Here is a 16288-nt window from a genome sequence, read left to right on the forward strand (position 1 = left end):
GGCCGTCATGCACACTCGGTGGCGCTGGGTCATGGCTTCGACGCTCGCGGCGGTCGCCCTCTCGGGGCTCGCGGGCTGCGAGGGGGAAAAGAGCAAGGCGCAGGTCGCCGCCGACGCCGGCGCGCTCGACGCCGGCCCGCCGCTGCCTGTCGTCGGCGGCGAGCTCGGCGCGGCGCTCGCGGAGGTGGCGGCGGGCGGCACCGGCAAGAAGGGGCCAGCGGCGGGCGGCGCGGCGGACGGGCCGCCGGAGAGCGGCGTGTTCTCGGTCGCCGAAGCGGCCGCCGCGCTGCCGAAGGACGTGCCTTACAAGATCGAGGTCATCGGCGACGGCAGCGAGCCGCGGACCAGGCTCGCCTCGAAGATCGACCCGAAATCCGAGCAGAAGCTCGACATCACGCTCGGGCTGCGCCTGGGCGGGCCGCAGGGGCTGCCGAACCTGGAGCTCGGCGTGAGCTTCAAGGCGGAGAAGCCGGCGGACGCACCCAAGGAGGGCGCGGCCGCGCGCGAGGCGTCGACGGCGAGCGCGGCTCCGACGAAGGTGATCGCGAAGATCACGTCGGCGACGCTCGCCTCGATGTCGATCGGCGGCCCGCCGAAGCAGCTCGCGGACGCGCTCGCGAAGCTGAAGGGGAGCGCGCTGCGGTACGAGCTCTCGCCGGCGAACGCGGTCAGCAACCTCCAATTCGAGCTCTCCAAGGACGCCGATCCAGGGCTCCAGCCGCTGATCGGCGCGCTCGGGGAGGCCGTCGCGCTCCTCACGCCGCCGCTCCCGGACAAGCCCGTCGGCGCAGGCGCCTACTGGATGGTCACCGATCGCCTGGTGGCGTCGGGCGCGCAGCTGCCGGTGCTTCGGTACCGGGTCTTCAAGATCGAGAAGGTGGAGGGAGGCGTCGTCTCGCTCAGCGTGGACACGCGCCAGTACGCGGAAGGGGCCGACCTCAAGCTGCCGGGCCCGAACGGGGAGATCACGATGACCATCGACCGGCTCGACTCCTCCGGAAAGGGCACGCTCACCTGGTCGCCCTCGAGCTTCGTGCCCGGCGTCGCCGACGCCTCGCAGCGGCTCCAGGCGTTGCTGGTGCCGCCCGGGGCCACCGCTCAGCAGGCCGCTCAGCGCAGCGTGGCCCAGGTGGAGCTCTCCGCGAAGTTCGCGCCGCCGGCGACGCAGTAGCGCCGGTCCGCTGGGCGAGGGCGCGGTGCCCTCGCCAGGGACACGCCCTGCCGCCCGGGGCAGACAGGACGGCTCTCGCGCATCGGGCGGTGTGAGCGCATCGCCCTGGCGGCTGTGCACTAAGGTGCGGGCGTTCGCGCCTGCATCTCCCGCCGCGCTGCCGCGCTGCCTTCCAGGACGCAGGTGTGCGTCCCGGTCGCTGCCCGCGAGCCATGGAAACCATGGCATCCGCGGCCAACCCTGGAGCGGCGCCGCGCTGCAGGGGGGGTTGGCTAATCCCGTGCATGAGCGCCCGTGCGGGGAGGCGTGACGGCTGTCCGACCCGGCTGCCAGAGGCGGGGGAGCAGACCGAGCCACGGTGCAGACGCATGACGTACGGGTGCGAGCGGAACATGCGCGGGTGCAGCCTCGAGGCCTACATCGAGGAGCCGGGCCTGACGGAAGGGCAGCGCCGGCGGCTGCGGCTGTTCCAGACGGTGGAGGAGGCCGTGAGCCGTCGCGTGGAGCGGCTGTGCACGTCCAGCGAGATCGAGGTGACGGACGCGGCGATCCTCGTCGTGTCCCCGGCGGCGCGCCGAGCGTTTTTCCGGATCGACGCGCGGGGCAGCGCGGAGGCGCCGGGCGCGAGCGTCATCGTCGGCCACCGCGCCCGGCTCCACGAGTTCCTGCACGCCGTGCTGCCGCCCACGGATGAGGCGCCGTTCGATCCGTATGTCGATCTGCTCGCGCCATCTCCGCCCCAGTGCGTCCGCGTGCTCATCGTGGACGAGGACTCGCTCACGGTCCTGAATTACGGCGCGTTCGTGGTGGTGAACCTCGACCGCAGGGAGATGCCGAAGGCCTAGCTCCCGCGTCAGAAGTCAGAAGCGCACGGTGAGGCGGAACGGGTCGAGGTCGGCGCGCGGCGAGGGCTGCTTGCGCGGGGCGCCGGCGGGATCGCGGTCGAAGACCATCACGAGCACGCCGACGCCCGCCGCGAGGAGGCCGGCTCCCGCGACGATGTCGCCCGCGAGCGCCTGGGCGCGCGCGGCGTCGGCCGCGTCCCCGTCCCTCGTCGGTGCGTCCGACGCGCTCGCGACCCCGAGCAACCCGATGGCCGCGCCGGCCGCCACGGTGGTCAGACCGCCGGCGACCAGCACGATCGGCACCACGCGGCTCGGCGCAGCATCGGGCGCGGCGCTCGGCGGGGCGCCGCGCAGGACCGGTCTGGCCGGAGCGACGCTCGCCGCTGGAGCGCTCGTCGAGGACACCCGCGGCCCGGCGGGCGCTGCCGGCGCGACGAGCTCGCGCTCGAGGCTCAGCACGACGACGGCGCGGCTCCCCGGCGCCGCTGCGACGCTCCGCTCCGCCGCGCGGTAGCCCGGCGCGCTCGCGGTCACCGTGTGATCCCCCGGGTTGACCGGGCGCGGACGATCGAGCGCCGCCGTGGGCACCACGACGCCGTCGATCTTCACCTCGAGGCCGGCGGCGTCGCCCGGGGAGAGCCGCAGCTCGAGCGCCGCGACCTTTCGCTCGAGCTCCTGGATCGCCTGCCGCGCGAGCTTCTCGTACGCCTTCGTCGCCGGAGCGGACGGCTCGACAAGGAACGCGCGGAAGTTCTCGAGCGCCTCGACGAGCTGTCCCGTCTGCTGCTGGGCCACCCCGAGGCTGTAGAGGGTGATCGGCGCGCGCTTGATCGCGAGCGAGCGCTCGTACTGCTCCCGCGCCTGCTCCCAGCGGCCCTGCCTGGCGAGCTCGGAGGCCTCGATGAAGATCTCGCGCGCGACGGCGACGTCGGCGGCGCTCTGGGCCGCGGCGGGCGCGGGTGCGGCGAGCATCGCCGCCGCGACGAGGAGCGCCAGGACGCCCGAGAGCGCGCGCTTCCGTCGCGGCGTCACGGCCTGAACCGCTCCCCGTCGGGCACCAGCGAGAACCCGTCGAGCCCGGACCACAAGATGAGCTCCGTCCCCGTCCACACGCCCACGCCGTAGGTGTGCTGCTTGCTCGCGGCCGACATGCCCGCGTCCCACCCCATCATCATCGGATCGTACAGCTTCCCGTCTCGCCTGAGCGTCACGCCGCTCCGCCCGCCGGCGATGAGGGCTTGCGCGCCGGTCCACCCGGTCCAGCCGGTGCGCCGCTCGACGCGGCTGCGATCCGAGGGGGCCCCCTTGTCGTCGATCCCGCGCCACGCGTCGGCCGCCGGGTCGTAGATCGCGCCGCCCTTGCGGGCGGTGCCCTCCTGGTCCTGCCCGCCCCAGACGAGCAGCCGATCGCCCATCCAGACCGCGAACGCTTCGGTCCTCGGGCTCGGCGCGTCGGCGCTGGGCAGCGACCGCCATACGTCGGTCGTGGGGTTGTAGGCGTACCCCTCGTTCGTGGTCGCCTCGCCGGCTCGCCCGCCGAACAGGTAGAGCTCCGTGCCCGACCAGGCCCACGCGACGCCTTCGCGCGCGGGGGCCGCGCCGGCGCTGGAGGCCGGCGTCCATGCGTCCGCGACCGGGTTGTAGAGCCCGCCGCCGGCGACCGGGGCGCCGCCCGCGGAGCCGCCCCAGATCAGGAGGCGCGTGCCGGTCCACACGCCGATCGGCATCCGCCGCGCCGTGGGGGCGTTCGTGGCGCTCATCGCGCGCCAGGTCCGCGCCGCCGGGTCGTACACGCCGCCGGTGGACAGGCCGAGCAAGCTCCCGAACGAGCCGCCACCCCACACGAGCACCCGGGAGCCCGTCCACGCCGCGGCCGCGAGCACGCGCGGCGACGGGGCGCCCTCGTTGCCCAGCGTCGACCACGTGTCGCGCGCCGGATCGTAGAGCGCCCCATCGCTCACGTCCCCGGCCGACGTGCGGCCGCCCCACAGGAAGAGCGCGTTCCCGATCCATGTCGCCGCGGGCATCTGCCGCGGCGCGGGCGCGCCGGTCGCCGTCATCGGGGCCCACGCGGGCGTGCACTCGCCGTTGCGGCAATCGCGCCCGCTCAGGCAGGCGTTCCCGCACGCGCCGCAGTGATCGGTCGAGCCCAGGCTGACGCACTCGCCCTCGCAGGCCACGAGGCCGCCTCCGCAGGGCGCGATGCACGCGCCGCCGGAGCAGATCTCGCCCCCGCTGCAGTCGGCGCTGGTGCAGCACTGGCGGCACGCGACGAGGCTGCAGCACTGCTCTCCGTCGGCGCAGCCCGTGCTCTTGCACCTCGTCCCGCCTTCGCACACGTCGATGGTGCAGCCGTCGCCGTCCGAGCAATCCTCGTCCGAGCAGCAGGCGCGGCAGGCCGTGCCGCAGTCGTGCGGCGTGAGCGCCCCGCATGTGCACGCGCCGGAGACGCACACGGCGCCCGGCTTGCAGGCGGTGCCGCACGCGCCGCAGTGCTGCGGATCCCTGGAGACGTCGGACTCGCACCCCGCGACGTTCGGGTTGCAGTCCGCGAAGCCCTCGTCGCACACCAGCTCGCCTCGGTCGCAGCGCTGGTGCAGCCCCGCGGCGACGCCGCACGCGCCGCAGTGGAACGGGCTGCTCTGCGTGTCGACGCACGAGTAGTCGCACGCGGCGAGGCCGCCGGCGCAGCCGGCAGCGCACGCCGCGCCGTCGCAGTAGGGCTTCTCCGGCGCGCACCGCACGTCGCACGCTCCGCAGGTCGTCGGGTCGATGGCGATCGCCTCACAGCCAGGCGCGCCGTCGCAGTCGAGGCGCCCGCTCGCGCAGGCGCAGCCGCTGCGGCCATCGCAGATCATGCCGCTCGCGCAGGTATCCCCGCAGCCCCGGCAGTCCACCTCTGTCCCGAGCGTGGCCTCGCAGCCGTCGTCGGGCGAGCGGTTGCAGTCGGCGTATCCCGGAGCGCAACCGCACACGCCGGCCTGACACTCCATGTTCGGCCCGCAGGTGACGCCGCAGGCGCCGCAGTTCGCGGGATCCGAGGAGCCGTCGATCTCGCACCCCGTGTCGTGGAGGTTGTCGCAGTCGAGGAGCGGCGGCGCGCAGGCGCACTCCCCCGCGTTGCAGATGGCGCCCGCGGCGCAACGGAGCGAGCAACCGCCGCAGCGCTCGGGATCGCTCGTGAGATCGACCTCGCAGCCGTTGGTGACGACGTTCCCGTCGCAGTTGTCGAAGCCGAAGACGCACTCGGACGAGCAGTGGCCGCCCACGCAGAGGGTGTTCGGGCACGTCCCGCCGCACGCGCCGCAGTGCGATGGATCGTTCAGCACGTTGGTGCACGTCCCGCCGCAGCACGACTCCCCGTCACCGCATGCGTTGCCGCAGGCGCCGCAGTGCTCCCGGTCCTTGTCCAGCGCGACGCACGTGCCGCCGCAGCAGGCGCCGTCCGGGCAGTCGGGCGCGCAGCCGCCGCCCGTCGCGGTCGCGTCCAGGCCGCCCTCGGAACGTTTGTCGGAGAGGGCGCTCTCCGCGAGCAGCGAGCAGGCCCCGGTGAGCACGGCCAGCGTGAGCAGCAGCGGCCAGCGCGCGCCGGTCGTGGGCCTTCGATGTCGCGTCTCGCGCGCGGAGCTTTCCTGGGGAGACATCGCGACGCTAGAAGTTCGGCCGCGCCGGGACCGGCAAGGCAGCGCCAGAGGTCTTCGTACCCGCCCGCTGGGGCGCGGTCCGTCGCGAGCCGGCGCTCCGGGAGGCCGGAGCGGGCTCCCGCACGTTGGCGCTCGCGGTGGGGCTCTCCGCCGGGCTGCGGCGGGGCGCGCCGGCGGAGGGCTGCGGCTCGGCCGTGCGCGCCGGCTCGGGGCGGCTCTCGGGCGCGGGGCCCTGTGCGATCGATGGTGCGGCGGCGCCCTGCGACGCCGCGGGCGGCGCCGCAGGCGCGGGCTCGGCGCTGCCGTCCCGCGCGGTCATGGCGCGCAGGGAGAACAGCGCGGCGCCGAGGATCAGGAGCGTCGCCAGCCCCGCCGCCGCGACGACGGCGACGCGCCGCCGGTCCCCGGTCGGGCGAGCGGCCTCCTGGTGTACAGGGTGTACAGCGACCTCCTGATGGTCCTCGCTGTTCCTCTGCGCCCGCACCGCCGGCCGCTCGGAGAGGGGCCGCTGCTCGCCGTCGCTCAGCCAGTGCACGGCGAGCGAAGTCCCGGTCACGTCCTCCACGACGCCGTTCTCGGTCGCCCACCGCGCGAGCGCAACGCCCATCTCGCGCATGGTCCGCCACCTGTTGAAGCGCTCCTTCCCGAGGCCGCGCGCGATGATGGCCCACAGCGCCTCGTCGCCCACGCCGAACGCGGTGATCGGCGTCGGATCCTTGACGAGGATCGCCGCCACGAGGTCGTGGTAGTTGCCGCCCTGGAACGGCTTCTGGCCGGTGATCGTCTCGTAGAGCACGACGGCGAACGCCCAGACGTCGGTCTGCCCGTCGACGTCGGTGATGCCACGCGCCTGCTCGGGCGACATGTAGTCGGGGCTGCCGAGCACCGTGCCCGCCTTGGTCATCTCGCCGCTCGCCGTCTCGCTCCACACCTTGGCGATGCCGAAGTCGACGATCTTCGGGGTGATGTCGCCGCGATCGTTCTTCACGAGGAAGATGTTCTCGGGCTTGAGATCGCGGTGGACGATCCTGCGGTCGTGCGCCGCGGCGACGGCGCTCGCGATGGGCAGGAGGATGCGGAGCGCCGCCGTGGGCGAGAAGCGCTTCCTGCGCTCGATCGCCTCGACCAGCTGCTCTCCCCGGAGCACCTCCATCACGATGTAGGGGTCGCGGTGCTCGGACTCCCCGAAGTCGATCACGCGGACGATCGAGGGGTGATCGATCCGCGCGGCGGCGCGCGCCTCCTGGTGAAGGCGCACCGTCGCCTCGGTCGAGTTGACCTCGCGCCGGATGAACTTGATGGCGACGTCGATGTTGAGGACGTCGTTGTGGGCCAGCCACACCATCCCCATGCCGCCCTCGCCGAGGACGTAGCGCAGGCGGTATTTGCCGCCGATCACGTCGCCCTCGCGGTAGATGCGCCGCGCCGCCGTCCCCGGAGCGGGCGACGGCGCGCTGGCCTCCGGAGGCGGTGTCACGAGGGACGGATCGATCAGCTCCGGGTCGAGCGAGTCCGGAGCGCTGCCGCGCGGGAACGCCGCAGAAGCGGCGAACGAGCGGTTCGCGCTCTCGGGCCGCGGGGTCGAGTCCGTCGACGAGGCGGGCGCGGAGGAGGAGCGCGGCGGCATGGAGCGATCGCAGTCTAACTTTGCTGGCCTCCCACAGCCATGGTCTCGCGCACCCGTACGTCGCTGCCTGTCCGCGCGCCGCTGCCTGCCGGCGCGCCGGCGCGCCGGCGGCGCATGGTCAGCGCGTGATCCATGCATGATCAGCGTACGATTCCGCAGGGATGCGCGTGCTCGCCGCGGGCGCACACATCGTGCGACGTGCGCCGAGCGCGGGCGGGGCGATGGCCGGACTTGTGCTCCACGAGGATCTTCACCCGCGGGCCGATGCGCACGGTGAGCGGGCCTGCGTGCTCGTGCACGTCGCCGTCGCAGACATAGTGGACCACGCCCGACCTGGCCTCGAGCACCGCGCGCTGGGCGATGTTCTCGAACGTGTGCGCCTCGCCCATCGGCCGCGCTCGCCAGATATCGGGCAGCTTCCTGACGAAGCCGAGCGCGGAGGTGTGGATGCCCAGCATGTGGAAGCTCTCCGGGCGCTCGTCGTGGCGGTGGAACGGGCGGAACCCGAGGCCGATCTGGTCCACCGTGCCGGCGGCGACGGCGAGGTAGTCGCGGTCCGGGAACGACGAGCCGTCCTCGAAGTGGACGCGGCCTTGCCAGCGCGCCGCGACCTGGGTGCCCGTGTTGAGGAGCACGGCGGCGCTCGCGCGGGCGAGGACCTTCGCGGCCCAGAGCGCGCTCCGCTCCTCGCTGCGGTTGTACTCGGCGATGAAGCCGTGGACGCAGCCGGTGCCGAAGATGAAGCCGTAGTGGGCGCCGATCTGCATCACGTGGCGCTCGATCCAGCGCAGCGGTTGTCGGCCGCGGTCGGTGTAGCGGGCGATGAGCCCGGCGAGCAGGCCGTCGGGGCGCCCGCGGGGGACGCCCACGGCGTTGGCCACGGTGTTCATCGTCCCGCCGCGCAGGAAGGCGATCGGCGGCAGCGGCTCGTTCTCGTAGACGTCGAGGAAGCCGGTGATGGTGACGTGGTTCGTGCCGTCGCCCCCGGAGATGCCGAGCACGTCGATGGAGAGGTTCCTGAAGTCCTCCGCGATGCGGGCGAGGTCCTCGCGGGAGCGCGCGGCGCGGACGACTCCGTGGTCGCCGAGCGCGCGCGCGAGCCGGACCGCTGCGCGGGGATCGCTCAGGTTCTGGCGCGAGCGAGGGTTGATGATGACGCCGATGCCGCCCATCTAGCGCCGGCCTCGCGGCGACTTCCACCGCGGGTTGAGGTGGATCCGCACGACGTCCGCCATCAGGCCGATGTGGGCGCAGTGATCGGGTTTGTCGTCGCCGGTGTACCCGCGGACGTGGAAATCGCCGCGGTCGAAGCGCTGGATCATGTCGAGGCCGAGCACGTCGGCGCGGGAGGTGCCCCGCGGCTTGCCCCGCAGCTGCTGCACGACGAAGTTCGCCGTCTCCGCCGTCGACGCGTAGCCGGGCGGCAGGATGGAGGAGTGGCTCATGAACATGAACGCCTCGCCCGCCGCGGCGCGCCTCGCGAACGCGATGAACGGCTCGATCTGCGCGACCTTGAGCTTGTGCTGCTGCTCGTCGGCGTACCCCGCGTGGAGCGAGTCGAGCAGCACGAGGGCGTCGACCCGCTTGCCGGCCGGCTGCCGCAGGATCTGCTCGATCGCGCCGTAGCCGGCGCTCCACGATGAGAGGCCGAGCTTGCGGATGTAGGCCTTCTTCTTGCCGGTCTTCTTCGCGACGGCGCGCTCGATGCTGTCGAGCAGGTTCTCGAAGACGTACGGCGCCGAGAACGCGCTCGAGTACGCGCCCGAGCCGATGCCGAGATCGATGCCGACGAGGACGGCGCCCTCGGCGGTCTTCACGAACTCCTTCCGGAGCGCCTCGTGGCCGTGGAAGTGGATGATGACGTCGAAGCCGCCGCGCTTCGTGACCCCGCCCCGGTGGGGCATGATCATCTGCCCGATCGAGGGCGCGCGGGACCACCGGTCGTAGACGCCCCAGCCCGGATCGGGCGTCATGCACGGGTTGATGTCCCCGCGGCGCTTCTTCGAGGGGGTGGCGCGGCTGCTCGTCGCGCCGGGCCTGTCGCGCCGCGCCGCGCTGCGCTCGGCCGGATCGCGCGCGTCCGAGGCCGCGCCGCCGGCGCCGCCCGCGCCGCTCGACGGCGCGCCGGCCCCGGCGGCTCCGTCCGTCGGGGGCGCGCCGCTCTCCGCCGGAGGGCTGTCGGCCTGCGGCGCGGCGGCCTGCGCGGCGGCCGGAGGGCTGTCGGCCTGCAGCGAGGCGGCGTGCGTCGCAGGCGGAGGGCTGTCCGCCTGCGGCGCGGCGGCCTTCGGAGCGGCCGTGTCCTGCGCCGCTGCAGGGGGCGCGGCGAGCCACCAGGTGGCGGCGAGCAGCGAGAGGAGCGCCCATCGCCCGGACGGCCGGCGGGCCTGCAGGGGGTGTCTCATGTCGGGAGCGCCTCCATTCCATGGAACGGCGTGCGGATCGAGCGCTCGGTGCAGGGCCGTCGCCGCGCTGTGTTCGCGGCGACACCCCGCGGGAGTTCCGTGACCGTGCAGGGGGCAGGCGCGCCCCCCTGCGCCGGCCGGCGTCACCCTGGCGGCGGCTTCCCGTGGGTGAGGGCGGCGCCCGCGTCGGCGGCGGCGAGGATGCGCTCCTCGGCCTGGGAAGCGAGCTTCTCGACCGCCGCGGCGGCGTCGGCGGGGGGCAGCGAGCGGAGGAACTGGATGAACTCGAGCTCGAGGCCGGGCTTCACGCCGCTCAGGACGAGCACGATGGGGATGGCCGGCTTCTCGACCTCGGCGAGTTCCGTGGTGCGGGCGCGCCAGCGGCCCGCGCCGAGGGCGAGGCGGAAGGCCCACTGCGCGCCGAGGCCGATGAGGAGGCCCGCCATCACGCCCGCGACGAACAGGTCGGCGTCCCTCGGGGCGAGGAGGGCCGCGGAGAACCCGCCGATGGCCGCGCCGATCACGAGGCCTGGCTCGCCGCTGTTGTGCGCCGCGGCGGTCTTCAGGATCTCCGCGGCCTGCATGCCCGGGCGCCCGCTGCGGACCGCGTCGCGCAGCGGGAGCAGCGTCGCGAGGCGGCGCATCGAGGCGGCCCGCACGCCCAGGTAGCTGATGAAGAGGGCGCAGACCGTCAGCCCGACGCCGACGCTCACGGCCACGCGCCGCGAGAAGACGCCCTGAGGCAGCGGCTCCCGGACCATCGCGGTGAGCGCGCGCTCCCGGTCGCGCTCCGCGTTCGCCTTGAACGCCGCCTCGGCGTCCTTCGTGGCCTGCGCGACCTTGTCGGCCGGGATGTCGGCGACGAGCGAGAGCAGCTGCTTCGCCGCCTCGAACTGCTCGGCCTCCGCGGCGCCTGGCGGCGTGATCGCGGCCGCCTTGGCGATGGCCTCCCAGGCGGGGATGGCGTTCACCCGAGCCCCCAGGAGCGCCTCGGTCGCCTCGCGGCAGCCCGACAGCGTCTTGACCTGCTTGTAGAGCGGCTGGGCGGAGGCCCACGCGCCCTGCTTGTCCGGCTCCTTGGGCTTCGGCGGCGGCGGCGCGTTGCGCGGCGGGCGCCCCTTCGTGGACGTCGCCGGCGGCGGCGGCGCGGGGGGCGCCTCGCCCGGGTCGGGCATGCGCGCCGATTTCGCGGCCGCCTTGAACAGGTCGATCTCGACGATCAGCTTCTCGCCGGCGAGGGCGCACGCCCGCGCGGGCGCGACGCGGGCCTCGGCCTCCTCGGCCTGGCGCCGCGCGCCCGGGTCGGGGACGAGCCTGCCCTCCACGGTGACGAGCCGGAGGACCGCCACGGCGATGCACAGGACGAGGATGGCCGAGGCGATGAAGGTGGCGCGGACCTCCTCGCGCCGGGTGTACTCGTTCACGCTGGCTCCCTCGGAAAGACCGGAGATGAGCAAGGCGCCGGCCGGTTCGGCGCGAGGTCGGCGCGCGCGAGCGCGGCCGCACGGCCGGAGCGGCACGAAGCGCCACGATCGGCGTCGCCGCCGTGACGGCAGGGGGACACCGAGGGAGCGTGAGCCCGTCGCATGCAGTTCACCGTTTAAACCAGATGCCGGACCGATACCACAGCGTCGCTCGCGATGGAGTCCGCTGCGTCCTCGCCGCCTCACGGCGGTGCGGTGTTGCGGCCTCACGGCGTCGTGTTTGCTTCCGCCGTCGGGCGCGGCGGTCGGGTGTCCCGGAACTTGCTCCGTCCCGGGGCGCATCGTGTAAGGGTGCGGAGAAGGCGTGGAGGCTGCCGTTACATCCCACAAGCCCGTCGAGCCCGCGGCCCCGGCGCGCGCCGCGCTGCCCGAGCAGGGAGCGGAGGCGCCGAGGCGTGGCGCCTCCTCGGAGGCGCCCGGTGAGGCGGCGTCGTCCGGCGTGGCGGCGGCGCCCGACGCGGCGGCGGGAGGGGCGAGCCGGGGCCTGTGGATCTCGTCGACCTACTTTGCCGAGGGCCTGCCCTACGCGATCGCGCACAAGGTGGCGGGGGAGTTCTTCACGGCGGCGGGGGCGAGCCTGGAGATCATCGGGCTGACGTCGCTCTACGGGCTCCCGTGGAACCTCAAGTTCCTCTGGAGCCCGCTGGTCGACCTCCACGGCAGCCCGCGGCGCTGGCTCGTGGGGGCCGAGATCGCGCTCGCCGCGATCGTCCTCGGGCTCGCTGCGGCGGCGCACAGCGGCGCGATCTGGCTCGTGGCGGCGCTGTTCGGGGTCGTCGCCGTCGCCGCGGCGACGCACGACATCGCGGTCGATGGCTTCTACCTGCAGGCGCTCGACAAGGACGCGCAGGCGGCGTTCTCCGGGCTGCGGGTCGGCGCGTACCGGCTCGCGCTGCTCGCGGGCGCGCTGCTTGTCGCGTTCGCGGGCTGGGCGTCCTTTGGCGCGGCGTTCGCCGTCGCGGCAGGCGGGCTCGCGCTGCTCGCGATCGCGCACGCCGCGGGGCTGCCGCGCCCGGCCGCGACGCCCGGAGCCGGCGCCGCGCCCGGAGCCGGCGCCGCGCCCGGAGCCGGCGCCGCGCCCGGAGCGACCGGGCTGCGGCGCTACATCGAGCCGTTCCGTGCGTACCTGCGGCAGCCGCGGATCGCGTCGAGCCTGGCGTTCATCCTCTGCTACCGGGCAGGGGACGCGCTCATGTTCGCGATGTCGTCGCCGCTGCTGAAGAGCCTCGGCCTCGACACGGCGGCGCGGGGCAACGTGGGCGGGGTCGGGACGGTCGCCTCGATCGCCGGCTCGATCCTCGGCGGGGTGATCATCAAGCGGTGGGGGCTCGCGCGGACCATCTTCCCCATCGCGCTCGTGCAGAGCCTGGCGATCCTGCTGTACGTGGCGCTCGCGTGGGCGCGGCCGGCGCTCCCGTGGGTCGTCGCGCTCGTCACGCTCGAGCAGCTCGCCGCCGGCGTCGGGACGGCGGTGCTCGCGGTGTTCCTGATGCGGCGCTGCGTGGACGGGTACAAGTCGTCGCACTTCGCGATCGGGTCGGCGCTCATGTCGGTCTCCGCGACGTTCGCCGGCAGCGTGAGCGGTTACCTGGCCGCCAGCGCGGGGTTCACGGCGTTCTTCGCGATCGCGTTCGCGGCGTCGATCCCCGGGGTCGTCCTGTCGCGCCTGGTGCCGCGCGAGTAGCGCGGCGGGGGCCGGAGGGGACCGCGCTATCCGGCGCGCGCCCGCGAGCTCCACCGGAGCGCGCCGGCGAGGACGTCGGCGACGGCGGCGAGCGCATCGTCGCCGCCGATGCGCGCGATGAGCGGCGCGAGCTGCTCCACGCCGCCCCAGCGGCTCAGGGTCGAGATGAGTTCGACCCGATCGGTCTCCTCGCCGAGGCTCATGGCGAACAGCCTCGCTGCGTCCCGGACCGACATCCAGGGCGCGCAGCTCACCACGCTCGCGAGACCGTCGGTGTCCTGATCCTCGTGATAGGCAGCGACGGCGCGCGCCGCGACCTCGGGGCGCGACGGCTCGGGGGCGGCGTGACAGAGGGCCACGAGCGCTGTGATCCGCGTGTACTCCGAGCCGCCTCCGCCGCGCTCCGCGACGTCCACCGCTGCGTCGAGCCCGAGCACCTGGATCGCCTCGGCCGCGTGATCGCGCACGAGCCCCGCGGCAACCCAGGCTGGATCGAGCGCAGCCACCGCCTCGCGCGCTGCTTGTACGAGGGAGCGGCCGCCGTCGGTCGCCGCGGCGCGCAGCAACGGGTGAGCGGCGAAGATGCCGCCTCCGCAGCGCTCCTGGATGACGTCGAGCGTGCACCCGGGCGCGCCGAGCTCGGCGAAGCGCACGGCCACGGCGCCGGGGGTCAGGAGGGCCTCGTCCAGCAACCTGCGGAGCTCGGCCACCCCGAGAAAGGGGAGCAGCGCCGCGGTGCACGCATCGATGTTGTGCAGCTCGGCGCCCTCGTCGTGGTCGGCGAGGAACGCATCGAACGACGCGGAGACAGCGCGGGCGCGCTCCTCGCTGACCAGCTGTGGCAGGAGCGGCGCCAGCGCGTTCGCGCGCGACGTTGATGGAAGGGACATCGCGGCGCGAAAGAGGGCGAGCGCCTGGTCCGGGCCGAGCCGTTCTGCCGTGGCGAGCTGCGCGAGCGCGCCCCCCGGCCTCGCGCTCGAGAGCGCGCGCTCGATGGCTTGCTGGAGGAGCGCTTCGGCCTCGGGTTGCGGCAAGAAGTTGGCGGCGGTGAGCCACCTGGCCAGGTCGATGTCGTGCCCTTCCTCCGTGCGCCATGTGGCCGACACCGCCCATCGCGCGAACGTCGCTGCCTCGTCCCCGGATGCAGCGCGCGCCGCGGCGAACAATGCCCGCCCATCTTCGCAGCCATCGCCGCGCCATGCCGCGCCGGTCCGCCTCACGAGGTCGAGCGCGCGCCCGGCGATGCGCTCGCAGATCGATGGAGAGGCACGCTCGGCGAGCGCGAAGAGCGCGACGGCGAGCGCGCGTTCCGTATCGTTCCACGCACCTTGGTCGGGCTGGTCCGTCTGTGGGGGCCATGCGTCGTGCAAGGTCGTGAGCGCGCCCTGCGCGATCGCGAGCCTCACGACGCTGGATATCGCTTCGGACGGGACCTCGATCGCATCCGACACGTCGAGCGGCGCCGCCAGGGTGCACCGCACGCGGGCCAGCTCCGCTCGGCGCGCAGCGAGATCGTCGCGTGAGCACGGCCACGCCCAGCGTGGGTCGCAGAGCGGGCGGAGGTCGGCGTGCGGCGCGCCCGCGGCGACGAGGTGATCGCCGGCGTAGCGACGGAGGTACGTGACTGCGCCCCGCTCGGCTGTGTCGGCGCTCGTCCATGCACGAACCAGCTTTCGACCAGCCTCGGCAAACCGTCGTTCTGCGAGCGCGACGTGCTCCTGATTCGCTTGCGTCCAGGCGACGCGCAGCGCTTCGTGACGGAAGCGGATCCGGCGACCCTCTTCGCACCCCTCGAGCACGGCATGGACGGCGTCGCGGTGCGCGTTGAGCCACTCGGTCACCTCGACGACCCGCGCGCCGAGGAGCGGCGCCAGCTCGGTGGCGTCGAGCGGCGCGAAGGCGCACGCGACGGTCGCCATGAGCATGTCTGACCGCGCTGCGCCGACATCCCGAAGCGAGGTCGCGAGCGCTTCCACCTGGGCGCGTGGACCTGGACCGTCGACCGCGGCCCAGGAGAGCCTCTCGCGGAGCTGCGGGTCGATCTCCTCGAGGCGAAACCCGTCGACCGGAATGTACGCCACGCGCTCGGGGCCGAAGCCGAGCCGCTCTGCCCACTGCTCGGCGACGCTGCGGCTACCGGAGACCGCCACCAGCACGCGCGCGGCGGGCCCTGGCTCGTCCAGCACCGAGCGGCCGGGATCGTCCGGCCAGTCCACGCACGTGTCGGGCGCGATGAGGCCGACCAGGAGCTGTGGCTGACCGTCCTCGCCGTCCCAGTTGATGATCCGGTTCACGAGGCTCGTGCGGACGCCGAAGTGATGCGCGTCATACGGCGTGCCCTGGGGCCACGGGCCTTCCGAGAGCTGCGCGAGCGCCTCTTCCTCGAAGGCTGCGCCATGGATGCGCCCCGCGTGGACGACGAGCTTCAGCGTCCCAGGACTCGTGATCGAGCCGAAGAAGCGCTCGACGACCGTGCTCTTTCCCGAGCCTGGCGGCCCATGGACGATGCACGCCGCCGGGCGGCCCGCTTCGTGCCAGGATCGCAGCGCTTCGAACGCTTTGGACTGACCTTTTCCAAAGAACCGTCCCACCATCGCGCTCTCCTGAACCCGGGAAAGAGGCATCATCGCGGTCCTGATGCAAGAGTCCTCGATGGCCCTCTCCGAGCCGAAGGCGCACGCCGACCGCGCGCTGAGCCTGGTTTCCCTCGGCCTCCTGGCGCTCCAGGCCGCGCTCGACGCGCCCGCGTTTCCGCGCGCGACGCTCGCCGTCGCCGGGGCCGCGGCCCTGGTCGCGCTGCTCGCGGCCCGCGTGGCGCAGGGGCCGGCGCGCGCCGTCGCCGCGCTCGCGGCGTGCATCGTGGTGGCGATGCGCCTCGGCGTCGTCTGGCAGCTCGCCATGATCCTGGCGCTCGCGGCCTACGGCGGCCTCGCGCGGCTCGCGCCCGCGCTGCGTCCGCCCGACGGCTGGCGCGCGGCCGGCGGGCTCCCGAAGGGCTGGACGGCGCTCGTCGGCGGCGTCACGCCTGTCGCGCTCGTCGGGTGGCTCGCGTTTGCCCAGCCCGATCTCCGCGACATCACCGGCTCGGCGCTGCTCCAGGTGGCGACGCCGGTGCTCATCGCGGGAGGCGCGCTCTTCGCGGTGCTGAACGCGACGCTGGAGGAGGTGATCTGGCGCGGCGTGCTCCAGCCCAGCCTCGCGGCGGCGTGGGGCGCGCGCATCGCGGTGGTGCTGCAGGCCGCCTCGTTCGGCGCGCAGCACGCGCACGGGTTCCCGCGGGGGCTCCTGGGCGTCTTCCTGGCGGGCAGCTGGGCCGTGATGCTGGGCCTGTTGCGGCAGCACTCCCGCGGGCTCCTCGCGCCCGTGCTCGCGCACATCGTCGCGGACGCGACGATCGCCGCCCTGGTGATCGGCATGCTCCGCTGAGCGCG

At 74.1% G+C, this 16288-nt stretch carries 11 protein-coding genes; 4 read left to right on the forward strand and 7 right to left on the reverse strand.

Annotated features, from left to right (window positions below):
* The first annotated feature begins 31 nt into the window (after positions 1-31).
* Complete coding sequence (locus tag WME79_RS11210) at positions 32-1171, forward strand: hypothetical protein (protein ID WP_437534743.1); 1140 nt, start codon at positions 32-34, stop codon at positions 1169-1171.
* A gap of 368 nt (positions 1172-1539) precedes the next feature.
* Entirely contained in the window at positions 1540-2016 is a 477-nt protein-coding gene (locus tag WME79_RS11215; protein WP_437534745.1) for a hypothetical protein, read from the forward strand.
* 15 nt (positions 2017-2031) lie between these two features.
* Here the strand turns inward: WME79_RS11215 and WME79_RS11220 are convergent, their stop codons facing one another.
* The 6 genes from WME79_RS11220 to WME79_RS11245 form a co-directional block, all read right to left on the reverse strand.
* Positions 2032-3048 (reverse strand): hypothetical protein, encoded by a 1017-nt coding sequence (locus tag WME79_RS11220; RefSeq protein ID WP_437534746.1) that lies wholly within the window; start codon positions 3046-3048, stop codon positions 2032-2034.
* Positions 3045-5660 (reverse strand): Kelch repeat-containing protein, encoded by a 2616-nt coding sequence (locus tag WME79_RS11225; protein ID WP_437534748.1) that lies wholly within the window; start codon positions 5658-5660, stop codon positions 3045-3047. The genes WME79_RS11220 and WME79_RS11225 overlap by 4 nt, the downstream gene beginning before the upstream one ends.
* A 7-nt stretch (positions 5661-5667) precedes the next feature.
* Positions 5668-7287 carry a protein kinase domain-containing protein gene (locus tag WME79_RS11230; RefSeq protein ID WP_437534750.1) on the reverse strand — a complete coding sequence of 540 codons (1620 nt, stop codon included), beginning with the start codon at positions 7285-7287 and terminating at the stop codon, positions 5668-5670.
* Between the two features lie 140 nt (positions 7288-7427).
* Complete coding sequence (locus WME79_RS11235) at positions 7428-8459, reverse strand: diacylglycerol/lipid kinase family protein (RefSeq protein ID WP_437534751.1); 1032 nt, start codon at positions 8457-8459, stop codon at positions 7428-7430.
* Positions 8460-9689: a hypothetical protein gene (locus tag WME79_RS11240; protein WP_437534753.1), complete on the reverse strand. Its 1230-nt coding sequence runs from the start codon at positions 9687-9689 to the stop codon at positions 8460-8462.
* Positions 9690-9832: 143 nt separating this feature from the next.
* On the reverse strand, positions 9833-11113 hold the full coding sequence (locus tag WME79_RS11245; protein WP_437534754.1) for a hypothetical protein: 1281 nt from the start codon (positions 11111-11113) through the stop codon (positions 9833-9835).
* Between the two features lie 364 nt (positions 11114-11477).
* Here WME79_RS11245 and WME79_RS11250 point away from each other — a divergent pair, with 364 nt between their 5' ends.
* Positions 11478-12857 carry an MFS transporter gene (locus WME79_RS11250; RefSeq protein ID WP_437534755.1) on the forward strand — a complete coding sequence of 460 codons (1380 nt, stop codon included), beginning with the start codon at positions 11478-11480 and terminating at the stop codon, positions 12855-12857.
* 26 nt (positions 12858-12883) lie between these two features.
* Here WME79_RS11250 and WME79_RS11255 read toward each other — a convergent pair whose 3' ends face one another.
* On the reverse strand, positions 12884-15451 hold the full coding sequence (locus tag WME79_RS11255; protein WP_437534756.1) for a hypothetical protein: 2568 nt from the start codon (positions 15449-15451) through the stop codon (positions 12884-12886).
* Positions 15452-15509: 58 nt separating this feature from the next.
* Between WME79_RS11255 and WME79_RS11260 the strand changes: the two genes are divergently transcribed.
* Positions 15510-16283 carry a CPBP family intramembrane glutamic endopeptidase gene (locus WME79_RS11260; RefSeq protein WP_437534757.1) on the forward strand — a complete coding sequence of 258 codons (774 nt, stop codon included), beginning with the start codon at positions 15510-15512 and terminating at the stop codon, positions 16281-16283.
* Positions 16284-16288 lie beyond the last annotated feature (5 nt).

The sequence above is a fragment of the Sorangium sp. So ce726 genome (assembly GCF_051521405.1).
Classification (GTDB): Bacteria; Myxococcota_A; Polyangia; order Polyangiales; family Polyangiaceae; genus Sorangium.

What these genes read in the sequence shown, in the direction of transcription:
- WME79_RS11210 (WP_437534743.1), top strand. Translation starts at nt 32, where the DNA reads ATGGCTTCGACGCTCGCGGCGGTCGCCCTCTCGGGGCTCGCGGGCTGC.
- WME79_RS11215 (WP_437534745.1), top strand. Translation starts at nt 1,540, where the DNA reads ATGACGTACGGGTGCGAGCGGAACATGCGCGGGTGCAGCCTCGAGGCC.
- WME79_RS11225 (WP_437534748.1), bottom strand. Translation starts at nt 5,660, where the DNA reads ATGTCTCCCCAGGAAAGCTCCGCGCGCGAGACGCGACATCGAAGGCCC.
- WME79_RS11230 (WP_437534750.1), bottom strand. Translation starts at nt 7,287, where the DNA reads ATGCCGCCGCGCTCCTCCTCCGCGCCCGCCTCGTCGACGGACTCGACC.
- WME79_RS11235 (WP_437534751.1), bottom strand. Translation starts at nt 8,459, where the DNA reads ATGGGCGGCATCGGCGTCATCATCAACCCTCGCTCGCGCCAGAACCTG.
- WME79_RS11240 (WP_437534753.1), bottom strand. Translation starts at nt 9,689, where the DNA reads ATGAGACACCCCCTGCAGGCCCGCCGGCCGTCCGGGCGATGGGCGCTC.
- WME79_RS11255 (WP_437534756.1), bottom strand. Translation starts at nt 15,451, where the DNA reads ATGGTGGGACGGTTCTTTGGAAAAGGTCAGTCCAAAGCGTTCGAAGCG.
- WME79_RS11260 (WP_437534757.1), top strand. Translation starts at nt 15,510, where the DNA reads ATGGCCCTCTCCGAGCCGAAGGCGCACGCCGACCGCGCGCTGAGCCTG.